The sequence below is a fragment of the Mucilaginibacter sp. P4_G9 genome, from assembly GCF_056400985.1.
Map to the genome: position 1 here is coordinate 1 of NZ_JBFUKF010000123.1, position 14279 is coordinate 14279.

Annotated in this window: 6 protein-coding genes; 5 read left to right on the plus strand and 1 reads right to left on the minus strand. The window is 41.7% G+C overall.

What is annotated here, in order from left to right; translation table 11 throughout:
- The 3 genes from AC1DPZ_RS12555 to AC1DPZ_RS12565 all read left to right on the plus strand — a co-directional run.
- Nucleotides 1–1878: TonB-dependent receptor (locus AC1DPZ_RS12555; RefSeq protein WP_477403779.1), on the plus strand; the 1878-nt coding region annotated here is incomplete at its 5' end.
- A 102-nt stretch (nucleotides 1879–1980) separates the two neighbouring features.
- A complete protein-coding gene (locus AC1DPZ_RS12560) occupies nucleotides 1981–2874 on the plus strand; it encodes an ankyrin repeat domain-containing protein (RefSeq protein WP_477403781.1) in 894 nt (297 codons plus the stop codon).
- 138 nt (nucleotides 2875–3012) lie between these two features.
- On the plus strand, nucleotides 3013–6123 hold the full coding sequence (locus AC1DPZ_RS12565; RefSeq protein ID WP_477403783.1) for an AsmA family protein: 3111 nt from the start codon (nucleotides 3013–3015) through the stop codon (nucleotides 6121–6123).
- Nucleotides 6124–6269: 146 nt separating this feature from the next.
- On the opposite strand, the gene AC1DPZ_RS12570 is transcribed toward AC1DPZ_RS12565, so the two are convergent.
- Nucleotides 6270–10421 (minus strand): two-component regulator propeller domain-containing protein, encoded by a 4152-nt coding sequence (locus AC1DPZ_RS12570; protein WP_477403785.1) that lies wholly within the window; start codon nucleotides 10419–10421, stop codon nucleotides 6270–6272.
- A gap of 1364 nt (nucleotides 10422–11785) precedes the next feature.
- Between AC1DPZ_RS12570 and AC1DPZ_RS12575 the strand changes: the two genes are divergently transcribed.
- Together AC1DPZ_RS12575 and AC1DPZ_RS12580 are read left to right on the plus strand one after the other, a co-directional pair.
- Nucleotides 11786–13681 (plus strand): PAS domain-containing sensor histidine kinase, encoded by a 1896-nt coding sequence (locus AC1DPZ_RS12575; RefSeq protein ID WP_477403787.1) that lies wholly within the window; start codon nucleotides 11786–11788, stop codon nucleotides 13679–13681.
- Between the two features lie 481 nt (nucleotides 13682–14162).
- On the plus strand, nucleotides 14163–14279 hold a 117-nt coding region (locus tag AC1DPZ_RS12580; RefSeq protein ID WP_477403789.1), incomplete at its 3' end, for an SDR family NAD(P)-dependent oxidoreductase.

Here is a 14279-nt window from a genome sequence, read left to right on the forward strand (position 1 = left end):
GACCAGTATGGCATTGGCCGCGCTGAAGTGATCAAAGGACCGGCCAGCCTAACCTATGGCTCTGACGCCATAGCCGGGGTAATTAACCTTATCCCCGCTATTCCCAATGGAGCTGATAGTGTGTTAAAAGGCGATTATGTGGCAGATTATCATACCAATAACGGTATGATAGGCACGTCGCTGGGCTTAGCTTATAAAAAAAATGACTGGAAATATGCATTCAGGGCCACGGCCAAAACAGCACATGATTACCGTAATAAAATTGACGGACTTGTTTACAATACCGGTTTCAGGGAGTATAATTTATCGGGCATGGTTAGGGTTGATAAAAAATGGGGGTACTGGCAAATGGCCGCTACATTATATGATAACCGGCAGGAGATTCCAGATGGCAGCCGCGATTCGCTTACCAGGCAATTTACCAGGCAGGTGAATGAAGTTGCTAATGACAATATTAAACAAAGACCTTTGGTAAGCAATGATGAATTAAACTCCTATTCCATTGCGCCGCTGCATCAGCGTATTCAGCATTACCGCGTTTATACCCATAACCAGGTAAAATTGGGCAACGGTAACCTGGATGCCTCGCTGGGTTTACAGCAAAGCATCCGCAGGGAATATAACCACCCCACTTTGGCACAGCAGCCTGGTTTATATGTAGTGCTAAATACCCTTAATTACGACCTGAAATACAATTTGCCCACCTTTGGCGGTATAGAAAGTACAGTAGGCGTTAATGGTATGTACCAGGCCAACCGCAGCAAGGCGGCTACAGATTTTCCCATTCCTGATTATAACTTATTTGATGCAGGTACATTCTTTTTCGCCAGGAAAAGCTTTGGAAAGCTCGACCTTTCGGGCGGAATAAGGTATGATAATCGCCATATCAGTTGGAATGATTTTTATGTAGGCCCTAATCCTAAAAACGGCTTTGAGCAGCAGGTTAAATTACCTGATACCGCCGGCGCGCATTTACAATTCCCTGCGTTTAAGCATGTTTATAAAGGCTTTTCGGGCAGTTTAGGATTAACATATAACATCAGCGACCGTTTATTGGTAAAAGCAAATATTGCGAGAGGTTACCGTGCGCCCAACATTACCGAGATCGGCTCAAACGGGCTTGATCCGGGCGCGCATATTGTTTACCTGGGCAACCGCGGCTTTAGCCCGGAGTTTAGCCTGCAGGAAGATATCGGAATTATTTCCTATTTGAAGGATGTTGACCTGATAGCCGAGTTTTTTAACAACCAGATTGATAATTACATTTACCAGGCTAAGCTCACCGATGCCAACGGCAACCCGGTAGTGATTGTTGCAGGTAACAGCACTTATGAGTACCAGCAATCAAAAGCCAGGCTTTATGGCGCCGAATTTACCGTTAACCTGCATCCGCAACATATTAAATGGCTTGCGTTTAATAACAGCATGTCCTATGTTACCGGTATCAACCAAAATCAACAGCTGATAGATAAATCAAATGGCGCGGCAAAATACCTGCCTTTTATCCCGCCGCTGCATATCCGGTCGGAATTAAAGGTTACTTTACAACGGGCTTATGGTATGTTTTCAAAAATCTGGTTTAAAACCGAAGCCGATGCATATATGGCTCAAAACCGCTTCTACGCTTTGGATAATACCGAAACAGCCACACCCGGGTATACCCTTATTAATATTGGCGCAGGTGCAACCATTAAAGGAAAATCAGAAAAAACTTTTTGTGAGCTTTTTTTACAGGTTGATAATTTGTTTGATACCGCTTATCAATCCAACCTTAACAGGTTGAAGTATTTTGAATATTACACAGCATCGCCAAACGGGCACCTGGGCATTTACAACATTGGCAGGAACATTAGCTTTAAGGCGATATTTCCGTTTTAAAGACGGGAGTATCAACCTTTAAAAATCCGGATTTTTAATTAACAGACCTATATTTTACAATTAGTGTATCTTTATACTGATAAAGGCCAGTTAATTACTACAATGGAAAACTCCGATATCACAGATCCGCTATTTCGCCAGGCTGTAGAAGCTATTGACCGGGGCGATATAATCACGTTGGAAGACCTGGTAACCCAAAACCCGCGCTTAATACATGATAGATTAAACTATCCCGAACCAGGTTATTTTAAGGACCCGTACCTGCTTTGGTTTGTTGCCGATAACCCTATTCGCACGGGCAAATTAGCAGTTAATATTGTTGACATAACCAGGTTACTGATAGGGCTTGTAAAAAATGAGGCCGCCGATACCGCGCAAATGCAACTGGATTATACCCTGGGACTGGTTGCAACCGGACGGATCCCCAAGGAATGCGGTGTACAAATTGAAATGATTGATGTGCTGATTGATGCGGGTGCAAAGCCCGGCGGCGGTTTGGGCGCTTTGGCACACGGCAATATGGAAGCAGCAGCACATCTTATTGATCGGGGAGGTAAACTTACATTGGCCGTAGCAATTGGCCTTGATAGGATGCCGGACGTTATTGATATGACAGCAACCGCAGGTAAAGAAGAATTATTGCTGGCATTGGCCGTGGCCGGTTTTTATGGGAAACCCAACATGGTAGCCTATTTATTGAGTTTAGGGGCCGATCCAAACGGCTATCCTCAAAACAATGCCGGCTTTCATACACATGCTACGCCACTGCACCAGGCTGTGTATTCAGGATCGCTTGATGCGGTGAAACTATTGGTTGAGGCCGGCGCGAGGCTTGATTTAAAAGATAAGGTTTACGAAGGAACGCCATTAGGCTGGGCAGAGTATATGGAAAAGGAAGAAAGCCCGGATGAACAGATGAGACGGAACTTTAAAGCTATTGCCGAATATTTGAGGGGCATAAGTCCAGCCAGGCCCACCACAGAAAAGGGGATTTAAAATAAAAGTCTGTTCCCGTAGTTTGTGTATTCACCTACTACTTTTAGCCGAAAGGGATACTTTTTTAGAGGGATTATTTTTTCGTTGTGCCCTCCGCTTTTACCATTATCTTTATGGCATCCCATTAGCTGTATTTTTATGCCCCTACCTATAAAAAAAGTCATATTAAAAACACTCAAAATATTTGGCGTTACCCTGGTGAGCCTGTTAGCATTAATGTTTTTGCTGCCCTACCTTTTTCCGCAAACCATCACTAATAAAATAAAACAATGGGCTGGTGGCAGTATCAATGGCAAGCTCAATTTTTCGGGTACCAGTCTTTCGTTTTTTAAAAAATTCCCGGCGCTTACACTCACGCTGAATGATTTTTCGCTTAACGGCAGTGCGCCTTTTCAGCTTGATACGTTGGTGGCAGCTAAGGAGGTTTCACTGGCAATTGACCTATCGTCGGTGTTTAAAAGCAAAATCAATATCAACCGTATTTATTTAAGTAAAGCTACCATCAATATTGAGGTAGATAGTGCAGGGCATGCCAATTATAATGTGTACAAATCAAAAAACGCGCAGCCTGCCGCGGCGGCGGATACTGCAAGCGCCTCATTAGGTATTGAGCAGATATTGATAGAGAAAAGCCATTTAGTTTATAACGACAGATCAATACCAATGCTGGTTAATGCCAGCGACTTTAACTACAAAGGCAGCGGCGACTTAAGTAAAGATGTGTTTGACCTGTACACCCATACCGAAATTGGCTCGGTAGATTTTACTTACGCGGGGCAGCCTTACATCTTTCATAAAAAAGTAAATGCCGACCTGGTTACCAGTATTAATACAAAATCGTTTGCGTTTATATTTCAAAAAAATAACCTGATGATTAACCAGCTGCCTGTTGAGTTTAAAGGCCGGTTTGAGTTTTTAAATGATGGCTATGGTATGGATTTCAGGATTAAATCTGAGCAAAGCGACCTGAGCGATATTTTTACCGCACTGCCTGCTCAATACGCCAAATGGATTGATGATACCGAGCTGAACGGAACCGGAAAAATAACCATGTCGCTTATTGGTAAATACATTGCCGCAACCAAAACAATGCCCGACCTGGATTTCAGCATGAAGGTGCGCAATGGTTATATAGCCAATAAAAACACACCTGAACCGGTAAAAAATCTGTATCTCAACATGGATGCCAAAGTACCCGGTTGTAATCCCGATAGCCTTAACCTGAATATCGATTCGGTATATTTCAATATCGGGAAAGATTATTTTGGTTCGGTGATTAAGGTAAAAGGTATTAAATCGCCAACTGTTTTTGCCAAGATCAATACAGAGATCGACCTGGAGAAATGGAACAAGGCATTTGGTGTTAAAGCATTTGATGTAAGGGGCAGGTACTCCCTGCACATGATAGCCGATGGTAAATACGCTACCGGGATAAAAAAGACCGGCATCCGGCATCACGTTGATACAGTAATAACCAGCATACCTAAATTTACGCTGCACTCAGGTTTCAGGGATGGGTATTTTAAGTATTCCAAATTACCCGAAGCCATGAAAAATATCAGCTTTAACCTGGATGCCAATTGTCCCGATCATAACCCCGAGCATGCCACCATGGCCATGACCAACCTTAACATTAATGCACTAAATAACTATATAAAAGGCTATTTAAAATTGAGCAACACAGCAGGCGCTATGATTGACGCCAACCTGAAAGCGAAATTTAACCTAAGTGATATAAAGCAATTTTACCCTGTGGATAGTATCGACCTGCGTGGCAACCTTGATGCTGATGTGCAAACCAAAGGCCATTATATCCCGGCCCGCAGGATCTTCCCGGTTACCAACGCGCAGATTGATCTGCATGGCGGGTATATTCAAACCAAATACTACCCGCACCCGCTGCAAAATATCGAGGTAAGCACAGCTATCAGCAATAATACCGGCTCATTAAAAGGATTGAAGGTGAATATCAAACCGGTATCCTTTACGTTTGAAGGCCAGCCCTTTATGCTGAAGGCTAACCTCAAAAACTTCGACGATCTGGATTATAGCATCAAATCGCAGGGCTCGCTGGATATCGGTAAAATTTACCAGGTGTTTGCCATGAATGGCTACAATGTAAAAGGCCTTATCAGTACCAACCTATCCTTAAAAGGCAGGCAAAGCGATGCCACTGCCGGCCGGTATAATCAGCTGGCTAACTCGGGCACCATGAAGGTGAAGGATATTACGCTTACGTCCGATTTGTTCCCTAAGCCGTTCCTGGTTAAAACAGGCTTGTTCAGCTTTAACCAGGATAAAATGAAGTTTGATAAGTTTACCGCCAACTACGGTAAATCGGTTATCGTGCTGGATGGCGCATTATCAAACGTGATAGATTATGCCCTTAAACCAAACTCGCCCTTACAAGGGGAGTTTAAACTAACAAGCGGACTTATTATTGCCGATGATTTTATGGCCTTTGCCAGCGGCCCGTCAACGCCGAAAGCCGCTAAACCGGGTGTTATCCTGGTACCCGCCAACCTCGATCTGAATTTTACTGCCGATGTAAAAAAGGTAAAATACAATGGCCTGGATATTAACGATGCCAAAGGGCAAATGAGCATCAGCAAAGGGCAGATTGTTTTAAAGCAAACCGGTTTTACCTTGATAGGCGCCCCGGTAACCATGGATGCTACCTATGGCAGCATCAACCCGCAAAAAGCATATTTTGATTACCATATTGATGCCAGGGAGTTTGAYATAAAAAGGGCCTACCGCGAGGTAAAGCTATTTCATGATATGGCCACATCTGCAGCAAATGCCGAGGGTATTGTATCGCTTGATTATAAACTGAGCGGCAAACTCAACAGCGATATGAAACCGGTATATCCATCACTGAAGGGTGGGGGAGTACTATCGGTAAAAAAGGTTAAAGTAAAGGGTTTTAAACTGTTTGGCGCGGTAGGTAAACAAACCGGGCGCGATAGCCTGGGCGGCAAAAACGATGTAAGTAAAGTAGATATTAAAACCACTATTGCCAATAATATCATCACCATTGAGCGTACCAAAATGCGCATGGCCGGTTTCCGGCCGCGGTTTGAGGGACAGGTAAGTTTTGATGGTAAGCTGAACCTGCAATTTCGCCTTGGCCTGCCGCCATTGGGTATATTTGGCATCCCCATGACCATTACCGGCACACAGGATAAGCCAGTTGTTCACCTGGGTAAAGGGAAGAAGGAAGATGAATTGAAGGAGACGGAGGAATAGATGTGCAGATATGCAGATTTCAGATGTGCAGATTTTTTGGCTATGATTTGTTTGCGGGGCCCGGAATATAGGCAATCATATCATACCTATCGGGGCACGTATACCCAATGTTTGCAGGAATTTTATTGAGTTTACAGCGCATTAACTTATGAGGGAGATTCATTGGCATGTACTGCCCATTTTTCGAGCTTATTAACCACATCATCTAATTTAAATGGCTTGCTTATATAATCGTCCATACCTGCATCCATACAAATTTGCAGGTCGGTTTGAAGCGCATTGGCTGTCATCGCTATAATAAAGGGGCGTGCCGGGAAACGTTTTTTTATTATTTGGGTGGCTTCCAGGCCGTCCATTTTTGGCATTTGTACGTCCATTAAAATAATATCGAATGTTTTTTTATTAACTAAGTCCAGGGCTTCCAGTCCGTCTGCTGCCAACTCAGCTTCATATCCCAGTTTATTCAAAACCTTCATAATCAGTTTTTGGTTCATCTGGTTATCCTCGGCAACCAAAATATTCAATGGGTACTTTTCCGAAAAATTATCAGGTAACTTATGCTTTGCGGCATCGGCATGCGGCAGTTCATGAATGGGTGAATTTAAGTGTTTACCAAGTTCTTTTACAATATGCTTATGTAAAATATGTTGCTTGGCAGGTTTGGTTAATATAGAGCAAAAAAGACCGGGATTATCTTTATGGAAAACATAGCTTATGGAGCTCAAAAGTATTATGGGTAATTCGGGGTATTTATTGCGTATTAAGGTTGCCAGCTCAATTCCGTCCATRAACGGCATTTGCATATCGGTAATAACCAGCTTAAAATCATTGTTATGTTGTGATAATATACTAAGTGCCTGCTTACCCGAATTAGCTATCACCGGGCTTAGCTTCCACTGTTCCAGCTGACCTTTTAAAATGCGGCAATTGGTATCATTGTCATCAACAACCAAAATTTTACTGTTTTCAAAACCATTCATACTATGGTGTACCTGGGTTTGATCGGGCAGCAGGCTTTTGTGCGAGAGGATGGAAAAATGGAAAGTGCTTCCTTTGCCAATTTCGCTTTCAACGCTAATTTTGCCACCCATTAGTTTTACCAGTTGTTCGCTTATAACCAGGCCAAGTCCCGTACCGCCGTACTGGCGGGTTGTTGATGAATCAACCTGCGAAAACGCTTTGAACAACCTGTGCAGCTTATCGGCAGAAATGCCAATACCTGTATCCTTTATCTCAAAGCTTAATTCGATGTGGTTGTCTTCTGAAGCGCTGAGCAGGTGTACTGCTACATAGATCTCGCCTTTTTTTGTAAACTTAATAGCGTTACTTATTAAATTGATCAGGATTTGGCGAAGCCTTAAACTATCGCCAACAATTTGCGACGGCACATCGTAGTCAATCTGGTAAACCAGGTCGAGTTTTAAGTGGGCGGCTTTTAAAGCAAAAACATCAAAAACTTCTTCAATACAAGTGCGCAGGTTGAAATCTTTTTCCTCCAGCTCCATATTACCCGATTCTATTTTAGAAAAATCTAAAATATCATTGATCACCGCCAGCAAATCTTCGCCACAGGTTTGTATCGATTCGGTAAAAGCCCGTTGTTCTTCATCTAAAGGCGTTTCGGCAAGTAAAGAGGCCATCCCGATAACCCCATTCATAGGCGTACGGATCTCGTGGCTCATTGTGGCCAAAAATATACTTTTAGCTTTGTTAGCTTCCGCTGCTTCAAGGGCCGATTTTCTTTCAACCTCTATTGCCTTGGCCAGCTGCGCGGTGCGTTCTTTAACCTGGCGTTCCAGCTCGTCTTTTTGTTTCAATATAGCACGCGTGCGGATGAGGTAAAATGTAGGCCCGCCTGCAACAATAATCACGATAATGATGAGCTTAAACCACCAGGTAAGCCAAAAAGGAGGTTTAATATAAATGCTGATAAATGCGCCTTTGTTATTCCATTTATCATCGTTATTAGATGCCTTAACCCTGAATGTATAATAACCCGGATCAAGGTTGGTATACGTAGCTGTTCGCTTATTGCCCACATAGTTCCAGTCTTTATCAAAGTTTTCGAGCTTATAGGCATATTGGTTTTTTTCGGGAATGGTATAGTTCAGGGCAGCAAATTCAAATGTAAATACCGATTGTTTGTAAGAAAGATTTATGGCGTTTGTTTCGCTGATATCTTTTTGAAGCGGTGAGTTTTTGCCGCCCGCGATAACAGGTTTGTTAAAAATCTGCAAACCTGTTATATAAACGGGAGGAATAAAGTTATTGTCTTTTAAACTATCGGGATAAAAAGTGCTGAATCCGTTAACACCGCCAAAAAACATTTGCCCATCTGCAGTTTTAAAACGGGAATGGCCTTTAAACTCATCTCCCTGCAACCCGTCAGAAATGCCATAGTTTCTGATGATTTTAGTTTTGGGATTAAACCTGGAAATCCCCTTGTTGGTGCTTAGCCAGAAGTTGCCTTTCCCATCTTTCACAATAGTGTAGATCACATTATTTGGCAAACCTTCCCTTTCGGTATATATCGTAAATGTATGGCTGCGCTTGTTAAAATGGTTAAGGCCGCCACCATTTGTACCTATCCACATCTCACCATCGTCTGTTTCGGTTACAGATTCGATAGTGTTGTTTGATATACTGTGTTTGTTTTCCTCATCATGCCGGTAATGCGTAAAATGGCCGGTTTTAGGGTTTAATATATTCAGGCCATTATCGGTACCTATCCACATATTGCCTTGCTTATCCTGGTATGCGGTAGTAACAATATCGCTGCTCAGGCTGTTTTTATCCCGGGGATTGTTCCTGTATTGGGTAAAAAGACCGGTCTTTACGTTATAATAATTAAGGCCGCCTTTCCAGGTCCCTATCCATATATTGCCGTCATGGTCTTTATACATGTTGTTGATATCTGAAATGGAAAGGCTGCGCGGATTGTTTGCCTGGGGCAAGTGATGCGTAAAGGTTCCCTTTTTTTTATCAAACAAATCAAAACCTCCTATATGATAGCCAATACCAATAAGGTTTTTATCTAATGGTACAATTGCCATTACATAATTATTACTTATGGTATTGCTGTTGTTGTCGTCATGCAGGTAATGAGTAAAGGTTTTTTTCTTCCTGTTAAATAAGTTGAGGCCGCCACCATCGGTACCAATCCAAATATTTTCATCGGTGTCGTCGCCCGAGATGGCCAGAACGATATTGTTGCTTAAACTATTTGGGTTGTTTGGGTTTTGCCTGTAGGAGGTAAATTTATTACCAAACCCGGGCAAAAAGTTTACACCGCCCGAATAAGTGCCAATCCAGGTATTTCCTGTATCATCCTTATATAAGCAATAAACAGAGTTACTACCAAGGCTGTGAGGATCATTTGCATCATATTTATAACTAACAAACTTATTAGCCTTGTAATCAAGTACGCTAATTCCACCATTTTCGGTCCCTATCCACAGTTTCCCGTCGCCGCTTTCCAGCATCGAAAGAATATCATTATGGCTGATGCTGTTACTATTATTGGAGTTATGTTTAAAATTTATAAATGAATTGCTTTTGCTGTTGTATAATGCCAGCCCGCCGCCATGCGTCCCTATCCAAATATTGCCCTTACCATCTTTATATACAGCTTTTATCCAGCTGGCGCCAATACTTTTATTGTTGGCAGGGTCATGAACGTAGCCAACAAACTTGCCGTTTTGGGGATTAAAATGATACAGGCCATCATCGGTTCCTATCCATAGCCAGCCATTATTATCCTGGGTAAGCTGGTTTATAAAATCGTTAACTAAACCGTTGGTGGTTTTATCTGTATGTGTGAATTTTTTAAATGAACCATTTGCCGCGTTAAATAAATACAAGCCTTTACTGGTGCCCAGCCAAATCCTCTTTTTATTATCTAAAAAAACAGACCGAACGGCGAAAGTTAAATTGTTACCCGAGTAATGGATAAATGTATTTGTTGCGCGGTCAAATTTGTCAAGGCCGCTTTCGGTTCCAATCCATAAATTACCCGCACCATCTTCCATAATAGCCAATACATAATTGTCAATAATGGTGGCTTTGTTTTTTTGGTCGTGTTTATAGTGTGTAAAATGATAGCCATCATATTTATTTAGGCCATCCTCGGTTCCAAACCACATAAAGCCGCGGCTGTCTTTAATAATGGCAGTTACATGGCTTTGCGAAAGGCCTTCATTGGTACTAAGTCGTTTAAATTGCGGACTTTGCGATTGCGGGTAACACAGGCCGGAGTAAAGCAGGGATATACACGAAAAAAAAAGAAATATCAGCCTCATTTTATGGTGTTGGTGCTTTTCTTGTAAATGTATGTTGTGATTAACTTATGGTTAAAATAAACAATACAAGCTATTAAGCCAAATTGTAATTATGTTAGTTTGTTAACTCATAGGATGACCTTCGCTAAAATAATAAATTACTATTATAAAAAAACGCGTTTTTTTGGCTTTAGTATACTAATAGTTTACTTATTTAAATGATGGGTAACTGCTGTTTTGTTTTTTAATTTTCAGTTTTTATAAAAGTGCCGGGCTGGTACTTATTAATAATGGAAAGGATTTTATTTTTTTGCTTTTATAATAAATGCCGCAGGTTATATAGCTGTTGTTTTAAGTTAATCAGTGTTTTACATGGTACGGAAATAACCGGGAAATTGTTTCAGTTTATTGCCTTTTAGTTAAACGGATATCTTTTCGTGATTGCGGGGCAAGCCTCCTCTAAATCTCCCCCGGAATGGGAGACTTGATAAATTCTTATTTCCGGGGAGTGTTGGGCGGGGCTGATGCTTCGTGCCTACCTATAAGGTGTAAAGGCCTGTCAGTCTGAGCCTGTCGAAGACTCGTGCGGAGAGGCCTTTGCCCGCTATGTTTCGACGGAGATCAGTATGACGAATTCCGTTTTAGATAACCATCGGCTTTGAACGCTGGCATCGACTCACCCCGACCAGGCTCCGCCGGTCGATCCTCCTCTCCGGCTTATGCCGCAAAGAGGGTTAAGCTCAATTTTTATTTTTTAGACCCTCTATGCGACGCAGTCGGAGGGGCAGACGGGCATAGCCTCGTCGGGGTGAGTCGACTCGCAGCCATACGATATACGTCATTTCCCGTTCAGCGTTTCGCGAAATTTTACAACTACCCATGACGTGGTTGCAAAAAAGCCATTTGTCATGCTGAACGCTTGAAGCATCTATTATTCGCCATGCTTCTTCGCCCTGTACAGTCTGCGAATAGATCCTTCACTGCGTTCAGGATGACAAACCTTTTAAAACGTCATGCCTATATTTTTAAACAGCTTCTTATAAAAGTTTTTATAATTATGTATATTACATTCAATTATAGATAAATAGCCCATCGTGTTTTAGATAATAAGCGATGTGATTTTATTGTTATGATAATTTTTTAACTCGAAATGCTCCTGTTTAAATAATTTGGATTGATGAATGAGGAACCGCGCTTTCGGGCTGTAAAACATTTTGAGAATTTAGAATTGGAAGACGGCCGGGAACTATGCAAATGGGGGCATTTACAAGAGAATTAATGCCTTGTGAATCGTATTTTTATGCAACTACACAATGGGACAGTTTATTTTTTGTTAGTGGCTGCAGCAGTATGTAGCCGTATTTATACCAAACCTTATTACTTCTATGCTACCGAATAGACCTACACCACAAAAGATACAAATACAGGAAAGTACCTCCCATGACCTGATGGCATTTTTTAATGCGATGGATGAGGTTTTCTTTTCTGTTGATATGATAAATATGCAGGTATTGCAGCTATCGCAGGCCTGTGAAAAACTGTATGGTTATAAAGCCGCGGATTTTATTGCCGGCAAGGAATTATGGTTTGATGTGATTTACCCCGGGGATGAACACATTGTTATTAAAGAGCAAAAAAGATTAGAACAAGGAGAACTGGCTAACAGTCAATACCGCATTATACGCAAAGATGGGGCGATATGCTGGGTGGAGAAAAAGACTATTCCTATCCTGGATGAAACCGGGCAATTAATAAGAACAGAGGGGATTATCAGGGATATTACTTCTGGCAAAGCCGAAAAGGAAACGCTTAGATTGAGCGAAGAGCTATACCGGCAGATTGTTGAAACCGCGCAGGAAGGCATTTGGACAATTGATGAAAACGAAAAAACAAACTTTGTAAACATAAAGATAGCGGATATCCTGGGTTACTCTGCCGAAGAGATGATGGGAAAAGAGCTTTATGATTTTATGGATGAAGAGGGCAAGGCATACGCGATAGCCTGCATGGAAAGGAGAAGAAATGGGGCAAAAGAGAATTTAAATATCAGGTATGTAAAAAAGAGCGGCGAGGATGTATGGGCAAACATATCGGCCAATCCAATTTTTGACAAAACGGGTAAGTACAAGGGCGCTCTTGCTATGGTAACAGATATTACCCAGAGTAAACAGGATCAGGAGGCGCTTCAAAAATCCGAAGCAAACCTCCGCGCCATTTTTGACAATACTGATATAGCCTACGTGTTGTTTGATGACGGACTCAACATTGTTTCTTTTAATACCCTGGCACAGAAGTATGCGGGAGAACGGAAAAGCAAAATGCTGGAGATTGGTCTGCCCATGAAAGCCTATTTCACTGCAGAAAAATGGGCTTTCATGGAGGAAATGCTTGTTAAAGTTATCCTGAACGGAAGTACTGAATATGAAATAAGTTATCCAAAAACCGATGGCACCGTAGAATGGTACCTAATAGAATGGTTTGTTGTAAAAAACAGTGAGCATAAGCATTGTGGTTTTGTAGCGGCTAACAAGAATATTACAGGACATAAGATTGCCGAACTTGAACGCGAAAGGATAACGGCCGATCTTATTAAGCAAAATAAAGATCTTGAGCATTTTACCTATATCATATCGCATAACCTGCGTGCGCCGGTTGCCAATATCATCGGTCTGTCGTACCTGTTTGATGAAAAAGATGGCACATTAAATGAAATGCATGAGGTACTTGAAAAAGCTTCGCAATCGGCAAAAAACATTGATGCGGTTATCCAGGATCTCAACCAGATTTTGCAGACCAGGAAGGTAGTAAATGAAAAAAAAGAAACGGTGTATTTCAGCAGCCTGGTGAATGATATTAAGGTTGATATGCAGTATATCATCGCAGACGAAAACGTTTATTTTGAATGCGCTTTTGATGACATTGGCTCGATGTTTACTATCCGGAGTTTTCTTTACAGCGTTTTTTATAATATTATTTCAAACAGCATCAAATATCGGCGGGTTGGTATTGTGCCGCTTATTCATATTGAAAGCCAGCAGCTCGAAGATAAAATCAGGCTCACTTTTAAGGATAATGGTAAGGGGATCGACCTCGCCAAGAATGCCGCCGACTTGTTTGGATTGTACAAACGTTTTGATACCACCATGGAAGGCAAGGGTATGGGCCTTTTTATGGTTAAAACACAGGTTGAAGCTTTAGGCGGCAGTATAAAATTAAAAAGCAAAATAACAGAGGGGACTGAAGTTATTTTAGAATTTCCGTTTACAAAAACGGATGTCTAAACAGGATAAACCTTATTTTTTTTACGCGAAGACGCAAAGAATATGGATGAAAATGAACTATCCAAAATAATCGTTAATTCAGCCTTTGAAATTCATTATCAGCTTGGTCCGGGTCTTTTGGATGGATATTCCGAAGCCATTGATCACTGCATTCCGGAAAAGAGTTCGGGGTGTTCCGTTACACTTTGACCATACTAAATGGCTAATTTAAAAATTTGAAATTATTATTCAACAACACAACTCATTGATCTAATGCGCACGGAACAGCATGGTCAAGCATTCCGGAATGTCCAGCAAAAGGGGTACTTCGGAAAGAAAGCCGAAAGTACCCGAAAACTAACTGTTGTAGAGCCCTGTAACAAAGCAAATCCAACCAAAGCGTGTTGACCATCTCTGAAATGTATAAAACCTATCCGGAAATGTATAAGTAGCCTTACGCTGCGCTGTTGAACTTTGCTATATAAATTAAAACTTTAAAAAGATGAAAACAACAGCATCAAAAATTGTCCTTGTAACCGGCGGGAGCCGCGGAATAGGAAAAAGTATTGCGTTAAATGCCGCTCAACGTGGCATTGATGTTATCCTCACATACAACAGC

Coding starts and splice junctions, on each gene's coding strand:
- AC1DPZ_RS12560 (WP_477403781.1), top strand. CDS start 1,981: ATGGAAAACTCCGATATCACAGATCCGCTATTTCGCCAGGCTGTAGAA.
- AC1DPZ_RS12575 (WP_477403787.1), top strand. CDS start 11,786: ATGCTACCGAATAGACCTACACCACAAAAGATACAAATACAGGAAAGT.